15 protein-coding genes are annotated in these 16970 nt (G+C 70.3%); 5 read left to right on the top strand and 10 right to left on the bottom strand.

Features of this window, described 5'->3' with window-relative positions:
* Positions 1-200: 200 nt before the first annotated feature.
* Positions 201-461: a YciI family protein gene (locus tag AB0M88_RS49370; RefSeq protein WP_364114582.1), complete on the bottom strand. Its 261-nt coding sequence runs from the start codon at positions 459-461 to the stop codon at positions 201-203.
* Between the two features lie 49 nt (positions 462-510).
* On the opposite strand from AB0M88_RS49370, the gene AB0M88_RS49365 reads away from it, so the two are divergent.
* Positions 511-1245 carry a Crp/Fnr family transcriptional regulator gene (locus AB0M88_RS49365; RefSeq protein WP_364114580.1) on the top strand — a complete coding sequence of 245 codons (735 nt, stop codon included), beginning with the start codon at positions 511-513 and terminating at the stop codon, positions 1243-1245.
* 73 nt (positions 1246-1318) lie between these two features.
* On the opposite strand, the gene AB0M88_RS49360 is transcribed toward AB0M88_RS49365, so the two are convergent.
* The gene (locus AB0M88_RS49360; protein ID WP_364114578.1) at positions 1319-2956 is read right to left on the bottom strand and encodes an AMP-binding protein; all 1638 of its coding nucleotides are present in this window, start codon (positions 2954-2956) and stop codon (positions 1319-1321) included.
* A 259-nt stretch (positions 2957-3215) separates the two neighbouring features.
* On the opposite strand from AB0M88_RS49360, the gene AB0M88_RS49355 reads away from it, so the two are divergent.
* Positions 3216-4466 (top strand): Ig-like domain-containing protein, encoded by a 1251-nt coding sequence (locus tag AB0M88_RS49355; protein ID WP_364114576.1) that lies wholly within the window; start codon positions 3216-3218, stop codon positions 4464-4466.
* A 95-nt stretch (positions 4467-4561) separates the two neighbouring features.
* Complete coding sequence (locus tag AB0M88_RS49350) at positions 4562-6760, top strand: glycoside hydrolase family 3 N-terminal domain-containing protein (protein ID WP_364114574.1); 2199 nt, start codon at positions 4562-4564, stop codon at positions 6758-6760.
* On the opposite strand, the gene AB0M88_RS49345 is transcribed toward AB0M88_RS49350, so the two are convergent.
* Positions 6750-7070, bottom strand: coding sequence for a nuclear transport factor 2 family protein (locus tag AB0M88_RS49345; RefSeq protein ID WP_364114572.1), 321 nt, complete (start codon positions 7068-7070; stop codon positions 6750-6752). The genes AB0M88_RS49350 and AB0M88_RS49345 overlap by 11 nt on opposite strands.
* A gap of 7 nt (positions 7071-7077) precedes the next feature.
* Positions 7078-9891 carry an NACHT domain-containing protein gene (locus AB0M88_RS49340; protein ID WP_364114570.1) on the bottom strand — a complete coding sequence of 938 codons (2814 nt, stop codon included), beginning with the start codon at positions 9889-9891 and terminating at the stop codon, positions 7078-7080.
* A 229-nt stretch (positions 9892-10120) separates the two neighbouring features.
* Here AB0M88_RS49340 and AB0M88_RS49335 point away from each other — a divergent pair, with 229 nt between their 5' ends.
* Together AB0M88_RS49335 and AB0M88_RS49330 are read left to right on the top strand one after the other, a co-directional pair.
* Positions 10121-10864, top strand: coding sequence for a polysaccharide deacetylase family protein (locus AB0M88_RS49335; protein ID WP_364114568.1), 744 nt, complete (start codon positions 10121-10123; stop codon positions 10862-10864).
* Between the two features lie 85 nt (positions 10865-10949).
* Entirely contained in the window at positions 10950-11675 is a 726-nt protein-coding gene (locus tag AB0M88_RS49330; protein ID WP_364114566.1) for a hypothetical protein, read from the top strand.
* Here the strand turns inward: AB0M88_RS49330 and AB0M88_RS49325 are convergent.
* The 6 genes from AB0M88_RS49325 to AB0M88_RS49300 all read right to left on the bottom strand — a co-directional run bounded on the left by AB0M88_RS49325 (position 11632) and on the right by AB0M88_RS49300 (position 16847).
* The gene (locus AB0M88_RS49325) at positions 11632-13146 is read right to left on the bottom strand and encodes a HAMP domain-containing sensor histidine kinase (RefSeq protein ID WP_364114564.1); all 1515 of its coding nucleotides are present in this window, start codon (positions 13144-13146) and stop codon (positions 11632-11634) included. The genes AB0M88_RS49330 and AB0M88_RS49325 overlap by 44 nt on opposite strands.
* Entirely contained in the window at positions 13143-13886 is a 744-nt protein-coding gene (locus AB0M88_RS49320; RefSeq protein WP_364114562.1) for a response regulator transcription factor, read from the bottom strand. The genes AB0M88_RS49325 and AB0M88_RS49320 overlap by 4 nt, the downstream gene beginning before the upstream one ends.
* Complete coding sequence (locus AB0M88_RS49315; RefSeq protein ID WP_364114560.1) at positions 13864-14991, bottom strand: hypothetical protein; 1128 nt, start codon at positions 14989-14991, stop codon at positions 13864-13866. Before AB0M88_RS49315 ends, AB0M88_RS49320 begins: the two co-directional genes overlap by 23 nt.
* A 115-nt stretch (positions 14992-15106) precedes the next feature.
* A complete protein-coding gene (locus AB0M88_RS49310) occupies positions 15107-15406 on the bottom strand; it encodes a hypothetical protein (RefSeq protein WP_364114558.1) in 300 nt (99 codons plus the stop codon).
* A gap of 96 nt (positions 15407-15502) precedes the next feature.
* A complete protein-coding gene (locus AB0M88_RS49305) occupies positions 15503-16411 on the bottom strand; it encodes a LysR family transcriptional regulator (protein WP_364114556.1) in 909 nt (302 codons plus the stop codon).
* Between the two features lie 76 nt (positions 16412-16487).
* On the bottom strand, positions 16488-16847 hold the full coding sequence (locus AB0M88_RS49300; protein ID WP_364114554.1) for a putative sulfate exporter family transporter: 360 nt from the start codon (positions 16845-16847) through the stop codon (positions 16488-16490).
* Positions 16848-16970 lie beyond the last annotated feature (123 nt).

Raw genomic sequence — 16970 nt, 5'->3', positions numbered from 1 at the left:
ACCCGCGCTGTCACCGGCAACCCCTGGATACCCGCCACCAGTTGACCGGAATACACATCCGAATCTTCAGGCACCTCAGGCACCTATCCAGTTACGAAATGTCAGGTGTCGATCATGCCAATCGGTGCCGCAAAAGGATCACTCCAAATAACTGTGGGTGCGCCCGTCGCGCGCTGGTGGTCGAATCGAAGGCGCCGAGGCTAATCCAGGAAGGGATGCCATTCCCGGACGTCGACGACTGTGACGCCATCGGTTGTGAAGTACGGATCGTCGGTGATGATCGCATCGACGGCAGGGCGATCAGGGACATCGACGATGATTATCGCCCCTGTCTCGCCGTCGAGCGGCCCTGCCATCCGGACGACCCTGTCGTTGTGCAGATCGGTCAGACGACGTCGGTGCGCCGGCCGCGCGGCCAGGCGTCCGGGTGTGGGAGCGAGGCTCAGTTCGATGATCCACATGCGGGCAGGCTACGGGCGCTCCACCGGGAGGCGCTGTATCAGTTGATACATGACGTCCTTGGAGTCCATCCCGGCGTTGCGAACGCTCGCCCCGACGGCGTCTCAGCGCCTGGCCGATCGAACGCGCCCGATCCATTTTGCTTCCGGCGCAGTGCTGCGCCCGGCCGACAGCATCGCTCGTGACGTCGTCTTCCTGTTGTCGGGAAAGCTCGCGGCCACCCACAGCAGCTTCGCGGGGGCGCGGATGTGGCCGGAGCAGTGGATCGCCCCGGCGATAGCGGACAAGGCCGCGGTGCTGATCGGGACACCGTCCCCGTCGGCTCTGATAGCAGTTACCGATGTCTTTGTGCGGTTGCTGCCCGTCGCTGACTTCCTGCGCCTGTTGGAGGGCGAGCGGGCAGTGCGTGAGCATGTGCTCACCCAGCTTGCCCGCGACGCGATGAGCGCCCGGCTCAGGCTCGCCCGGGCCGGCATGTTGCCGGCCCTGGCCCGGATCGCCACCTGGCTCGACGAGCAACACCCTGACCGGCCGGCCGCCCGGCACGGCTCGCAGGAGCAGCACTCTGAACGGCCGGTCGCCCGGCACGGCTCACAGGAGCAGCACTCCGAACGGCCGGTCGCCTGGCACGAGTCGCAGGAGCTGGTGGGGCTGATGCTGGGCATGAGCCGGGTCACGGTCAATCGAGCTCTGGCGCGACTTGCCGACGCCGGCGCCATCACGAAGACTCCACACGGGATCGTCGTCGCCGATCGTTCCCTTCTGCGGAAGTTCATGACCAGCTGAGATCGACCCCTCATGCCGCGAAGCTCCGGACTAGCTCATCGGCATCGTGGAGCAACATCCGAATGAATGAAAATCAGGCGCCGAGGCGTACGCGGTCGCGCAGCAGGTCCTTCCGTACCTTGCCCGCCGAGTTGCGCGGAAGCCGGTCGGTCACCTCGAGCCGGGACGGCTGGTACCACTCGGTCATGCCGGCCTCGGTCAGGTAGGCGCGCAGGTCGTCCAGGGTCGGGGGCGTGCCGTGCGGGACGACGACCGCCGCCGCCCGCTCGAACCCCTTCTCGTCCAGGTAGCCGACCAGCGCCACGTCCTCGATCGCCGGATGCCCGAGCAGCGCGTCTTCGACGTCGCCGACCGGGATGAGAAGGGCGCCACCGATCCGGTCGGCCACCCGCCCGAGAATGCGGATGCCGCCCCGCCCGTCCGGGATCGCCAGGTCGCCGGTGTCGTACCAGCCGTCGTCGTGTTCGGCGAGTACGTTCAGCGAGCCGCTGTCGCGACCGAGCGTCGCCAGCGTGACCCCGGCCCCGCGTACGAACAGCCGGGCCGGGCGCTCCGGGCCGATCTCCCCCTCGGATTCGGCCCGCAGATCGATTTCGAGCCCCGAACCGGGCGAGCCGTCGCTGCGTGTGCCCCAGTCGGCCGGATCGCCGGCCCGGGTCCATGTCTGCGCGGCGACCTCGGTCATCCCCCACAGGGCCCGCAGCGGCACACCGAGCGCCTCAAGCACGTCCCGCACGATCGGCTGGGGCACGGTCGTGGCTCCGGTGACAGCCAGGCGCAAGGCGTCCGGCTTCTTTCCCGTACGGCGTACCTCGTCGACAAGATCACGGAAGAACGTCGGTGCCGCGAACATGATCGTCGTGCCGGTCTCGCGCAGCAGGCGCAGCCCGCCCGGCCCGTCCCACCGGTCGAGCAGCACCGACGTGGCCCCGGTGAGCAGCGGCATCGTGATGCCGTAGAGCGTGCCGCCGATGAAGGTCAGCGCGTGCGGGATGAACATCGTGTCGCCGGGCCCGATCTCCTCGGCCGTGGCGATCGGGGAGTTTCCGGCATAAATAGTGTTGAAGCTGTGCAGTACGCCCTTCGGTTCACCGGAGGTCCCCGAGGTGAACAGAACCAGGGCCACCCGGTCGGGGTTGCCCGGCGCATCGGCCGGTTCCATCCGATGTGTCGCTTCCCAGGGCGTACGTTCGAAATAGTCCCGGAAGTCGATTTCCCCGTCTCGTGCATCGCCGAGAACCACGCGGTGCTCGACCGGCATCCCGCCCAGGGCCTCCGCGTGACCGAAACCGGCCCACTCGTCGACCGTCACGCAGACCTTCGCGCCCAGCCGCGTGAGCATCCGCTCCAGCTCGCGGGTGCGGATCGTCGGCAGGATCGGCGCGGTCACCGCACCGATCCGGGCGCAGGCCAGCATCAGCGCGCTGACCTGCCAGAAGTTGGGCAGCCAGACCGCGACCACGTCACCCGCCCGCACGCCGAGCGAGCGCAGGGCGGCGGCGAACCGCTCGACCCGGGCGGCGTACTGCCCGTAGGTGAGCCGCTCCGCCTCGGCTCCGTCCCGGTACTGGATGATCGCGGTCGCGTCGGGCTGCTCGGTGCTCCATCGCCGCAGGTCGTCGAGCGGTCCCTGAGCACGCCACCGGCCGGTGGAGTGATAGCGGCGGATGAGGTCGGCGGGGGCGCGGAAATCGCCCAGAACATCGGTCACGTCAGAAACGACGCACCAGCCGCCTTTTCGCTCACCCGCAGTCTGCTATCTCACAATCGGCAGGCAACGAATCGGGCCCCGGACACGTCTTCAGGGACGTGACCTTGAACCGGCAACACAGGCGGTAACGGCGTCATGACGCTTCCATCGACCGGGGTGAGGGCGCCATCGACCTGAGCGCGAAAGATCCCTAGAATGCGCGCCAGTCGTAGTCCTCTCCGGCCGCATCACCCCCTCACCTCTTCGTCGAGAGAGAGTCATGGTTCATCGACGCAAAGTCATCGCCACCGCCGTCGGCGTCGTCGGCGCGGCAGCCGGTCTCACGATCGCCGGTTGCTCCTCGTCGAACAAGGCGAAGAGCGGCGGCGGCACCGCCGGGTCCACGCCGGCGGCGGGCTCCTGGCAGACGCCCGACACGGTGCCGGTCAGCTTCACCGTGAGCCCGCAGGCGGGTGCCACCAAGGTTTCCCCGACCGAGCCGGTCACGGTCGCGGTCGAGGGCGGCAAGCTCCAGTCGTGCAGCGTCGTCTCCGGCGGCAAGAAGATCGCCGGCACGGTCGACACCGACTCGGGCACCTGGAAGTCGACCGACGACCTGGCCTACGGCAAGAAGTACACGGTCACCGCGACGATCCAGGACAGCACCGGCGCCACGGTGAAGAAGACGTCGACCTTCACCACGCTGAAGCCGACCCACACCGCCGGCATCACGTTCCAGGCGAACGGGATGAGCGTCCTGCACACCGGCGGCACGTACGGCATGGGCCAGCCGGTCATCGTGGCGTTCGGCCACTCGGTCACCGACAAGGACGCGGCCGAAAAGACGATCAAGGTCGAGACGTCGCCGTCGGTCGAGGGCAAGTTCCACTGGGTGAGCAACTCGATCGTGCACTGGCGGCCGGCGAAATACTGGGCCAAGGGCACGACGGTCAAGGTCAGCGTCAACGCGTTCGGGGTCAACCTGGGCAGCAACGTCTACGGCGCGTCCAACCGGTCGACCCACTTCAAGATCGGGCGCCAGCTGCTGGCCGTCTCCGACAACAACACCAAGCACACCAAGGTCTACATCGACGGCAAGCTCGTGCGCGACATGAAGTGCAGCAACGGCCGCGGCGGCTACACCAAGGGCGCCAACGGCCAGTCGATCCACTTCTGGACGCAGGAAGGCCCGCACGTCGTGCTCTCCAAAGAGGCGACGCACACGATGAGCTCGGCCAGCTACGGCCTGACCGACCCGAGCAACCCCAACTACTACGCGCCCGAGATCGTCAAGCTGTGCACCCGCATCTCGTACTCGGGGGAGTTCCTGCACGCGGCGCCGTGGAACCACTCGCTGGGCGCGGCCAACATCTCGCACGGCTGCATCAACCTGAGCGAGACCGACGCCAAGTGGGTCTACGACAACTTCATCGTCGGCGACGTCGTCGACGTGCACCACACCCCGAAGCCGCTGCCGCTCACCGACGGGCTCGGCGACTGGACGATCAGCTTCGACAAGTACGGCAAGTAAGGCGTACGGCTCGAGCGGCGGCCACCGGAAGGTGGTCGCCGCTTCGCTGCGCCCGACCCGCCCCTCAGCCCGCGATCTCTGATCTGATGAAGGTCATGACGACTTTCCCATCCGAGCGGGTCGACGAGCTGCTGGCGAGCATGTCGGCCGAGGAGAAGGCGGGCCAGCTCACCCAGTACTTCTACTTCAAGCTGCCGGCCGGGGCGCAGCCCGATCCCGCGCTCGGCCTCGACACCTCGGCCCAGCCCCGGGCGGTCGAGGATGCGCTGCGTCGCGGGGCGGCGGGGTCGCTGCTGTTCGTCACCGACCCGGCCGAGATCAACCGGCTCCAGCGGCTGGCCGTCGAGGGCAACCGGCACGGCATCCCGGTGCTGTTCGGCTTCGACGTCATCCACGGGCTGCGCACCATCTTCCCGGTGCCGATCGCGATGGCCGCCACGTGGGACCCGGGCATCGTCGAACGCGGGCAGCAGGTCGCCGGCCGCGAAGCCCGGGCCGTCGGCATCCACTGGGCGTTCGCGCCGATGGTCGACATCGCGCGCGACCCGCGCTGGGGCCGCATCGTCGAGGGCGCCGGCGAAGACCCGGTGCTCGGCGCGGCGGTGGCGGCCGCGCAGGTCCGCGGATTCCAGAGCCCGGACGGCGTCATCGCCGGGCCCAAACACTTCGGCGGGTACGGCGCGGCGCTCGGCGGGCGCGACTACGACGAGGTCAACCTCTCCGAGTACGAACTCTGGAACGTCTACTTCCCGCCGTTCCAGGCCGCGATCGAGGCCGGGGCGGGCAACGTGATGACGGCGTACATGCCGCTCAACGGGGTGCCCGCGACCGGCAACCGGTGGCTGTTCACCGAGGTGCTGCGCGAGACGTGGGGGTTCGACGGGTTCGTGGTGAGCGACGCCAACGCCGTCCGCAATCTGGTCACCCACGGGTTCGCACCCGACCTCGCCGAGGCCGGGGTGCGGGCGGTGACCGCGGGCGTCGACATGGAGATGGCGATCGCCGACCCCGCGTACGCCCATCTGCCCGGCAAGGTCGACCCGGAGCTTCTCGACGCGCGGGTCCGCAAAGTCCTCGAGGCGAAAGCGCGGTTGGGGCTGTTCGACGACCCGTACGTCAATGAGGAACGCGCCCGCGAGGTGCTCGCCGACCCGGACCACCGCCGGGTGGCCCGCGAGGCGGCGCAGCGGTCGGCGGTGCTGCTGCGCAACGAAGGCGACCTGCTGCCGCTCTCCTCATCGGCCTCGATCGCGGTACTCGGCCCCCTGGCCGACTCGAAGCGCGACACGCTCGGGCCGTGGGTGTTCGACTTCGACCTCGACGAGACGGTGACCGTGCTCGACGGAATCCGCGCGGTGGCCGGGGACCGCGTCACCTACGCACCGGGCATCCCGGTGGCGCAGCGGACCTTTCCGTCCATGTTCGACATGTTCGGGGGCAACGCGCCCAACGACCCGCCGGGATTCGACGCCCCGGCCGAATTCGCGCGGGCGGTTTCATACGCGGAGGCGGCCGATGTCGCGATCGTGGTGGCCGGCGAGTGGCAGAACATGATCGGGGAGTCGGCGTCGCGGTCGTCGCTCGAACTGCCGGGCGCGCAGTTGGAGCTGATCCAGGCCGTGGTGGCGACCGGGACGCCGACCGTGCTGCTGGTGATGAACGGGCGGCCGCTCGACCTGCGCTGGCCGGCCGCGCACGTTCCCGCGATTCTCGACATCTGGTATCCAGGCAGTCAAGGCGGTGCGGCCGTGGCCGATCTGGTGTTCGGGGCCGTCTCGCCCGGTGGGAAGCTGCCGTTCACGTGGCCGCGGACGGTCGGGCAGATCCCTCTGGTCTATTCGCACACCCGGTCGCACGAGCCGGACAACCAGGAACGGCGGTATTGGGACGAGGCCTCGACGCCGTTGTTCCCCTTCGGACACGGGCTGAGTTACGGGCGGTTCTCGTTCTCCGACCTGGTTGTCGGGCCGGTGGTCGATGGCGTCGTCGACGTCTCGGTCTCGGTGGACAATTCGGGCCCGGTTGCGGCCGACGAGGTGGTCCAGCTCTATCTCCACCAGCGGCACGGGTCGGCGGCCCGGCCGGCGCGCGAGCTCAAGGGCTTCCAGCGGGTGACCGTGCCGGCCGGCGGCTCCCGGCGCGTCTCGTTCTCGATCGGGCCCGCACAGCGGCGCTACTGGCTGGGCGGCGACTGGGTGCTCGAATCGTCCACCTTCGACGTGTGGGTGGGCGGAAGCTCGGCCGCGTCGCTGGGCGGCAGCTTCGAGGTCGTGGTCCAGGAACCTAGGGCGTGATCACCATGCGGGAGATGCGGTCGCCGGCGACGCGGAACCGGATGTCGCTCGTCCCGTTGAAACCGCCGCCGGTGACGTGCAGGGTGACGATCCAGTCGCCGGCGTCCGGGCGCGCCCCGCGGGCCTCGAAGTGCGCGTGCTTGCCGATGTTGTCGGTCGAGTCCCACGAGCGCACACCGTCGTGGCCGTGGAACTTGCGCCCCCAGTCCTCGAGGTAGGCGTCGTCGGTGAAAGCGGCCACGAACGCGTCGGAGTCGCCGGCGTTGGTGGCGTCGACCATCCGCTGGACGGCCGCGGGAATCTCAGTCATACGCCGATCATGCCGTACCGCCGCCCTCGGCCCGCACCTCTCCGCGATCATGCCCGCCGTTGATCGGGGCCTCCGGGAGCGCCCGGGCCTTCCGGGGCGGAAACATGCGGAAGCCCCTCGGCCGCGGCAATGGCACGCACCAGAGAGTGCCGGGGTGCTCAGAGAGTGCGGAGGCCTGCTGAAGCGGGCTGTGATCAACGAGGTAGGACACCGAAAAATTCAGCCCTTCCAGCAGTTCCCGACCGTCGGCGCCACACATGTAACTGCGGCGGGCGAGGATTGCCCGTTGAATCCGGGCCGACCGGAGATGAGGAATCAGCATCTCGGATGCTCCATCTACATACAGCCGCACCACGCCGTCGGAAAATCGTGTCGCAACGATGATCCACCTTCGGATGGGTATGGATGGGTCCAGATTCAGCAGCTTGTTGACCGCCTGCCGACTGAAACTGGCCTCCTTGGCTATTTCCAGTATGGAGAGGGCCATTCTGACGTCCGTTGCACCCATCGCGTGCCGCATAACCAGCGCGGTGACGTCAGGCACCCGCAATTTGCCGTGGCCGGCCGTGACCTGAGCCAGAATGTCCACGCGGCCGGCCAGACGTGGCTCCTCTTCGGGACGGGCCGGCCAAGCCCTGTCCGCACCGACGGCCAGGACGGCACCGTAGAAGGTCCCGGCGGCCGGCCCGAATCGGTGCCAGGCGTGCTGCCGGCTGACCCGGTCGGCCATCACGGCCAGCTGTCGAGGGACGTGTTTCTCGTCCATCAGCATCTGGGTGACGAGCGCAAACCGCAGCGCCGCCTCCGCCAACAGGTCGATCCAGGCCACCGAGCCGGCCGGGTCGGCGGCAATCCTTCGAAGCGCCAGCACCACCACATCGGGGTGCTCCAGCGCCGAGATCATCCGCTCGCGGTCCGCGAGCAACCTGCCCTGCACGCCGAACTCGTCGGCAAGACGCAGCGCCTCGGAGGTGCTCACGGTGAGGTAGAGGCCGAAGACCCGATCAAAACGCTCGCCGTCCGTTCCGATCAACCGGCCCAGCCACTCCGCGACGGTCGGCACCGACGCCGGCGCCGGCCGTTCCGCGACCAGATGTGCGTCTCGCAGGCACGAGGCCAACAGGCGCAGCTGGTCAAGCCATTCTTCGTCCCAATCCGCGGCGGCCCGTCCGGAGAGGCCGACGCCGGCCGCATCGAGGGCCTGCGCGAACGCGGGACGATCGTAGGCCCGTACCTCCCGGACCATTCGCATGATCAGTTCGGCCGGCGCCCGCTCGTCGATCAGCTGTTCCAGCGCTTGATCGCGCACGTCTCGATTGCTGAGGGAGACCGCGAAGATGACGGTTTCCCAGAGTCGGCGCCCGGCGATGGGATCCCGGGCGGCGCGACTCAGCACCTTGCGTAGCTGCTTGTGACTCCGTTCGGAAAGTTCCTTTCCGGCAAGATATTCAGCGATGCTGAGGTGGATGAACTGGAGCGACACGTCTCGCACCTGCACCGTCACCAGGCCCGTGCCGACCGCGAGCTCCGTGAGGCGCGTCGCGGCCTGGCGCGGCTGATCTGTTCCCCAATAGTCCTGTGCGATCCGAGTCGCGCGGTCGAGTGACACCAAGTTGGCCGGGTCGTCGGACTCGGCAAGGTGATCGAGCGCAATCCGCCCGAGCAGTTCCTGACGGTCGAACAGCACCTGTGTGTTCGCCGACCGCTCCTGAGCCTGTTGGTCCTCTCGGCGGAAATACAGGAGCTCGCTCACCACCTCGTCGTAGAACTTGGCCCGGGTGTCGGCCAGGCGAACTGCCGATCCGGTCGTCCCTGTGTGCCGCTCGTCCTCCGCGACGTACATGGCGAGGACCAGTGGATTGGTGCACATGTCGGCCAAGGTCACGTGGTTCTGGATGTGCTCGAAGATCCGCTGGACATCGGCGTACCGCCGCTCGGGCGCGAAGTCCCACCGCAGCAGAAAGGCGAAGACGTCGGCCGGCGTGAACGGCGTCACCGTCAGAACCTGACCGAACTGGTCGACGAACGACCGGCTGAGCACGCTCCGCATCCGCGTGCGAGCAGTGACGACCACCAGTGTGTGCGGCGACTCGTGCAGGAACGCCTGAACCACCTCGGAAAGGAACGACTCCACCGACTCGATCTTGTCCGATGGAACCTCGTCGAGGCCGTCCAGGAACATCATGAGGCCGGACTGTTCGGCGAAAGCCTGGAACACGAACTGCGGCCGGTTTACTCGTTTGACCCGGGCAACCGCCTCGACCATGAGATCTCGCATCCACTTCACTCGCGCCTCGGACGTGCCGGGCAACTCGTTCCAGGGAAGTCTTCCCATTTCGAAGCGGAAGGGAAGCCGGCTGCCGTACGGCTCCAGGAACGCCTGTTGGAGCCCTTCGCGCTGCAGCTTCCGTGTGAGGGACGACTTGCCCGAACCGGGCTCGCCGAAAATCAGCACGCTGCCCTCGGCCGTCAGCAGGGACGTGTCGGCGATCCGGCGATCCGGCGAGGACGACAGGCCCAGCCGGATATAGGCCTGATCGATGTCCACCTCCGAGCGACCCCGGGAAGGGATGGGCATGCGGCTGGTCAACCCGGTCAGCGTGACGTCGGCGAACGGCCGCACTCCGAAGAGGCCGGCGAGCCGCGGTCGCATCCAACTCGCCGCGATGAGCGCGAGGCTGCTCCCCACATAGGAGCCGAACGGCTGGAGCTCCTTGCCGACCGACTTCGAATAACGTCGGCGCAGGTAGGCGAAGATTCCGCCGCCCAGGCTGGCCACGGCCGTGCCGCCGATCGACCAGAACCACGCGGTTGGATGCATCACCGGAACCTAGTCGACTTGCATCCGGGTCCACAGTGCCTCGATCGGATGGCAGGGACTGGCGGAACGGCCCGAGCCGGAAGCGTACCGGCTCCGGTCGGACTGGAAGTTGCGAAAAGCAGTTCGGTAGTTTCGGAGAATTGATTGACGCTGGTCGCTTGGATACTTAGCCTGCAAGGGAATTGCTCCCTCGACAGTTCCGAAACATTCGCTCGACAGAGGAGGAGCCATGACCGTCCACCGTCTTCGTTTCCGGCTCACCGCACTGCTCGCGGCATCCACGCTCGCCGTCTTCGGGTTCGCCGGCGCCTCGCGTGCCCAGACCGCTGCCTCGTCCCACGACAAGTCGTCCCACGACAAGCCCTGCCGCAACGGCTATGTCGGCCTCACCTACGACGACGGGCCGAGCGCGACCACCGATCAGCTGCTCGCCGCGCTGCGCGCCAACCACCTGCGCGCCACCTTCTTCGATCAGGGCAACAACTCTCTCGACCGGCCGCAGCTGGTGCGCGAGGAGTTGCGTGCCGGGATGTGGGTGGGCAACCACACCTACACCCATCCGCATCTCACGCAGATCGGCGAGCCGGCGGCCTTCCAGGAGATCGCGAGCACGCAGTGGGTGCTGCGCGACGTCACCGGCCGGGAGCCGACCCTGTTCCGGCCGCCGTTCGGCGAGACCGACGACCAGGTCCGGGCCGATGAGAGCCGGATCGGGGTGCTGGAGGTGCTGTGGACCGTCGACTCGCAGGACTGGAACGGCGCCACCGCCGAGCAGATCGCGGCGGCCGCGCACACCCTGCAGCCGGGCGGCATCATCCTGATGCACGACTGGCCGCCCGCGACCATCGCCGCCGTGCCGATGATCGCGAGCGATCTGGCCGCGCGCGGGCTGTGTGCGGGCCGCATCGCGTACACGCCCAAGGACATTCCGTACGGCACGCAGTTCTTCCACGCTCAGGCGGTGCGGCCCTGAGCTGGCCGAATCCCGGAGTCAGTTGATGTTTCCGGTGGGTGGCCCTGGCCGCCCACCGGGACCACCGCGGGCATATTATCCCGATATGTTCGTTTCTCGGTGTCTCGTCGTGGTCGCCGTGCTGGCGGGGGCGGTCCTCACGCCCGCCTCCGCGGAGGCCGCCGTCTCTCCCCTGCCGCCGTTGCGGTCGAGCGCGGCCGGGCTGCGGAAACAGACCGTCGCCGTCGCCGTGCCGGCCGGCTGGCGGCTGACGCTGGACGGACGGGCGCCGGAATACGCCGACACCGTGCTGGTGCCGCAGGGCTTCTACAGCCAGGACTCCCCGACCGAGGTCACCTTCACTCCGAACACCGGCTACCTCGGCACCGCCCGGCCGGTGACGATCCGCCTCAGTGGGCCGGGCGGGCAGAGCCGGACCGGCACCTACACCGCGACCGTCACCCTTCCCCCGCCGCCACGGACGCCCGACCTCACCTCGGCCGGGCCGGCGCGAGCCCCCCAGCAGGTCGGGTTTCCGCTGCCGCCCGGCGGGAGCCACGGGTATGTCGACGGGCAGGACCTGACGCGGCCGGAAGGCGACTTCTCCGCCGCCGCGATCTCGGGCATCGCCACCGTCCCGGGACGGCCGATGGACCCCACCCTGATCACGGCCGAGGGCTTCCTGATCTTCACTCCGCACCGCGGCTTCAGCGGCCCGGTGCCCGCCGTCCGCTACCGGATCACCGACGCGTACGGCCAGAGCTCGACCGGCCGTTGGACGCCCAGCGTCACCGGCTACCGTTCCGTCCGGGATTCTGGGAGGGTTCTGTGAGTTTTCCGGCCTCGGCCGCCCAGGGCAGGCAGAGCCGGAAGGTGGCGCCGCCGCCCGGGGTCGGGCGCAGCTCGACCCGTCCGCCGTGCGCCGTGACCAGCGAGCGGGCGATCGCCAGGCCGAGCCCGGCGCCCCGCCCCGCGCCGCGGGACCGCGAACCGTCGGCCCGATAGAAGCGCTCGAACACCCGCTCGGCCTGTTCGCCGGTCAGGCCCGGCCCACTGTCGGCGACCTCGAGCACCGCCTCGTCGCCGACCCGCCCCACACCGATCCGCACCCCGGCGGTGACCGGGGTGTGCGCGTGCACGTTGCCGACCAGGTTGACCACCACCTGGCGTAACCGGTCCTCGTCGCCCAGCACCAGGGCCTCGGCCGGGACGGGCGGGAACCCGCCGTCCGCGCCGGCCGGACCGGTGAGCCGGACCGGGCGATCCGGGTCGAGCGCGTGCAGGTCGTGCCGGGCGTCCGCGGCCAGGGTCCGCAGGTCCATCGGAGCCGGATCCACCACCGGGCCGGCCGCGGACTCGTCCAGGCGGGCCAGCAGCAACAGGTCTTCGACCAGCGCGGTGAGCCGGGCGGCCTCGGTGTCGATGCGGCGCATCGCCCGGTGCACGTCGTCCGGTTCGGCGGCCCCCATCAGGTGCAGTTCAGCCGAGCCCTTGATCCCGGAGAGCGGCGTGCGCAGCTCGTGGCTGGCGTCGGCCACGAAACGCCGCATCCGCTCCTCCGAGGCGGCGCGGGCCGCGAACGAGCGTTCGATCTGCGCCAGCATGCCGTTGAGAGCCGTGGTCAGGCGGGCGACCTCGGTGTTCGGCGGCCCCGGATCGGGGATGCGGTGGGCCAGGTCGCCGCCCGCGATCGCGTTGGCGGTCGCCTCGATCGTGTGCAGCGGCCGCAGCCCGGCCCGGATCGCGAGCCAGCCCACGGCGGTCAGCACCACGACCACGATCAGGCCGGTGGCCAGGCAGATCAGGCGCAGCTGCCCGATGGTGGCATCGACGTCGGCGAGCGACGCGGCCACGACCACCACCCCGCCCCGGCCGGGCCGCGGCCGGACGACGGCCCGCCACTTCGAACCGTCGGCGCCCCGGATCACCCGGGGCACCTCCGGATCGGCGTGCATCAGCGACGCCTCGAACCGGGGCGGGGTCGCCCCGCGGCCGGCGCCGGCCGCGGCGCTGCGCACGACCTTTCCGTCCGGCCCCAGGTACGCCACCGCGAGCTCGCTGATCAGGTCGAGCGCTCCGGTCAGGTTCCGCGTGCGGGCGTCGGTCGCCTGGTCGAGCAGAGCCGGGTCCAGCACCGACATCGCCAGCGCGATCGGCTGCAGCTGACGGTCGACCCGGGCGACCAGGCGGCCGCTCAGGGCCGCCGTGACCACGGCGTCGCTCACCACGATGCCGGCCACCAGCAGCACCGCCGTCAGCAGGAGCAGCCGGGCCCGCAGCGAGCGGGGCACGAGCCGGTTCATCGCCGGGGTGCGCGCAGCAGGTAGCCGACGCCGTGCACGGTGTGGATCAGCTTCGGTTCGGCGGCGTCCAGCTTGCGGCGCAGATAGCTGACGTACGTGTCGACGATGCTCGTGTCCCCGGCGAAGTCATAGTGCCACACCTCCTCGAGGATCCGCGGCCGCGGCACCACGTGGCCGGCGTGCGTCATGAGGTAGCGCAGCAGCTTGAACTCGGTCGGCGACAGCCGGACCGGCCGGCCCGCCCGGGTCACCTCGCGGGCAGCCGGATCCAGGGTCAGGTCGGCGACCACGAGGACCCCCTCGGCCGGCACGCCGGTGGCGCGGCGCAGCACGGCCTGGATGCGCGCGATCAGCTCGGGCAGGTGGAACGGCTTGGTGACATAGTCGTCGCCGCCCAGGGTCAGGCCGTTCACCTTGTCCTCGGGGGCGTCGCGGGCGCTCAGGAACAACACCGGAACCGGTCGCTCGCCGCGGGCGGCCCGGCGCAGCTCGCGGACGACCGCATAGCCGTCCATGCCGGGCAGCATCACGTCGAGCACGATCAGGTCGGGCGGGTCCTGCCGGACCGCGGCCAGCGCCTCGGCGCCGGTGCCGACCGCGGTGACGGTGAAACCGACGAACCGCAGGGCGTCGGCGAGCAGTCCGCGTACGGTGTCCTCGTCGTCGACCACCAGGAGCCGCGGCGGCGTCTCCCAGACCGGGGCCGGCTGCACCGCGTCACCCCCGCTCGCTCGCCTCATCCCACGCGGGGAGTGTCGGCTCGACCGGAGAACGGGACAAGCCGCGCGCCCGCGCGTCGGCCACCAGGCTACCGACGAGCCCGGCGAGGCCACCACTGAGCGCCCCGGCGAGCAGGGCCCACCCGACGGCCGGCGCCACGTGCAGACCGAGCACCGGGGCGTTGAAGAACAGGACCGCCAGGCCGAGCTCCAGCGAACCACCCCCGGCGGCCGACATCCCGGCCAGCACCGCCGCCAGCGTGGCGCCGGCGACCGCGGCCCGCCGGCCGGCCCGCCGCCATCGGTCGCCGCCCGCGCCCGGCGGCACCATGGCCAGGACCGCGGCGCCGAGCAGGATGAACGCGGCCAGGGCGCCCAGCCGCACCGCGACCGGGCCGGCCGAGTCGCCGAGCAGCCATGCCTGGCCGCCCGCGCTGTCGTGCAGGCGGGTCGTCATCGGCCCGGTCAGGGCGGGCGGCGCCGCGCCGAAGCCGGAGAGCACGGCGACCAGCACCGCGTTCACCCCGAAGAGCAGGGCCACGCCCGCGACCGCCGGCCGGTGACCGGCGGCGACCAGCGCCGCCACCAGGGCGATGACCGTCGGCACGATCGTGCCGAGCAGCGCGATGCCGGCCACGATCCGCCCGTGCGGCACGAGCGCGAGCAACGCGCAGAATCCGGCCAGCAGCACGAAGGCGAAAACTGCGCCGAGCACGGTGGCGCCGGCGTCCGGGCGGACCGCGAGCAGGGTCTTCCCGGCCGGCAGGGCGATTCGTAGCGTGCCGTCCCCGGCCGCCAGCACGGCGACGAGCACGGCGGTGGTGGTGACCGCGGCGCCGGCCGCGCGCACCGCGACGGCGCGCACCGGGGTCCGCGCCGATCCGGCCAGCACGACGCAGAACACCACCGCGGCCGGCACGGCCAGGCCCAGCGGCAGCACGCCGACGGTGCCGTGCACCGAGGCGGTCACGCGGCCGGTGGCAAGCGATCCGGTCAGCGAGGCCGGGCCGCCCAGCGCGGCGGCCACCGCGGTCGCGATGAACGGCCAGTTCACCGGCGCGCCCAGCGCGGCCAGCGCCCCGGCCGCCAGGAGACCCATGACGGCGAACGCGGCGATTGTGGCCACCGCTCCTCGAAACATCCCGCGCACATATTCCATGGGCCGAGGGTCGCCGGGCTACCTGGATTGTCCGGGAGAGTTTCTGGGAGAACGGTGAGACCTCAGGAGGGGCGCGGGAGCCTCACACCCGGTGACCCGAAAGATTGAAGTTGCCGAAGAGATCGGCGTTCACCTTTCCGGACATCACGTCGTCCTCGACCGCCGTGTTGAACGTCAGCGTGACGTCCATCAGCTGGAGCTCGGCCTTCCAGGTCAGCTCACCGCCGACGACCCCACCGTCGAAGAGGTCGGTGGTCATCTTGTTGCTCTTGCTCAGCAGCGTGCCGGTGAGCTGTCCGGCTTCCTCCTTGAGCGTGATGATCACCTTCTGTTTGCCCATCGGGCTGTCGATCACCAGGGCCCAGCTTCCGTCCACCTTCATCGGAAACCTCCGTCGTCGTTTGACGGTGATGATGTCCGGCCCGGCTAAAGGATCGGTAGCGTGATCATCGCTGGGCGTCCTCGAAGGATCCGGGGATCAGCCGGCGGCGATGGAGAGCAGCTCGGCGGCCAGGGCCGTCGGCGTGCGGCCCAGCCAGAGGGCGTGCAACGGTCGCGTCAGCGGCAGCCCCTCGACCCGCAGCTCGACCAGCTCCCCCGCCGCGACGGCCGACGCGGCCGCCCGGGCGCTGATCACCCCCACGCCACCTCCGGCCCGGACCGTCGAGAGGATCGTCGTCGTCGAGCCGAGGCTGATCGCGTGGGGCAGCGACGGGGCGAAGCCCAGCGCCAGTTCCAGCGCCTTCAGGAAGGTGTCCCGGGTGCCGGAGCCCGGCTCGCGCAGCAACAGCGGCTGGTCGGCCAGGTCGGTGACGCGCAGCGGGCGCCAGGCGTGGGCGGCCAACGGGTAACCGGCGGCGACGACCAGGGCCAGACGATCGGTGCCGACCGCCCGGAAGCCCAGGTCGGGCGGGATGTCCGGGGACTCGACGAAGCCCAGGTCGGCATCGCCCGCGCGGACAGCCGCGATCACCCCGTGGCTGTTGGCGACCGCCGCCGCGATGTCCAGGTCGGGATGGGGCCGGCGCAGGGCCAGGAGCCACGCCGGCAGCAGGTATTCGGCCACGGTCAGGCTGGCCGCGATGCGGAGCCGGGCCTGGCGGTCGGCGCGGAGGGCCAGGACGCCGTCGGCGAGGGTCTGGGCGGCGTCGAGGACGCCGTGCGACCAGGCGACCACGGCCTCGCCGGCCGGGGTGAGGAGGCTTCCGCGCCGGGAGCGCACCAGCAGCGGTACGCCCAGGCGCCGCTCGAGCTTGGCCAGGCGCGCGCTGGCACTGGGCTGGGTGATGCCGTGCACCTGGGCGGCCCGGCCGACGCTGCCCGTCTCGGCGACCGAGACCAGCAGGTCGAGTGCCGGCAGGTCGCTTATCCAGGGCGGCAGTGGCATCCCCCGCAGTCTGTCACGCGCCACCGCAGGGAGATCAGGCACCGTGACCGAGGAGGTCGCGGCGCCACGGGGGCGGTCAGGCACCGTGACCGAGGAGGTACTGCAGCGACAGGCTGGTCACGCTGACCGCGATCCAGAGGATCAGGCCCAGCAGCAACGGCCGGGCGCCCGCCCGGCGCAGGGCGGCCACGTCCGTCGACAGGCCGACCGCGGCCAGCGCGACCGCGATGAACAGCAACGCCACGTGGTGCAGGAACCCCTGCGCGTCGGCCGGAATCAGCCCCGCGGTGTGCAGCCCGGCCATCGCCAGGAACGCGACCAGGAACCACGGCACGAGGGAAACCGCCGCCCGCAGACCCGAACGCCGGCGGGTGGTCAGGGCGGACAGGACCAGCACGACCGGGATGATCATCAAGGTGCGGACGAGCTTGACCACCACGGCGTACCGGACGGGGGGGGGGCCCTGGGTGCCCCCCCCCCCCCACCACCAGAAGGGGTGCTTTTAAGCCGGGCCCGCGGACACGCCCGACACCCGCTGGCTCAGGCCCCCCAGCATCAA

The organism is Actinoplanes sp. NPDC051411 (assembly GCF_040682075.1).
Classification (GTDB): Bacteria; Actinomycetota; Actinomycetes; order Mycobacteriales; family Micromonosporaceae; genus Actinoplanes.
The sequence above is the reverse complement of the archived record's forward strand: the minus strand, read 5'-3'. Positions and strand labels throughout refer to the sequence as shown.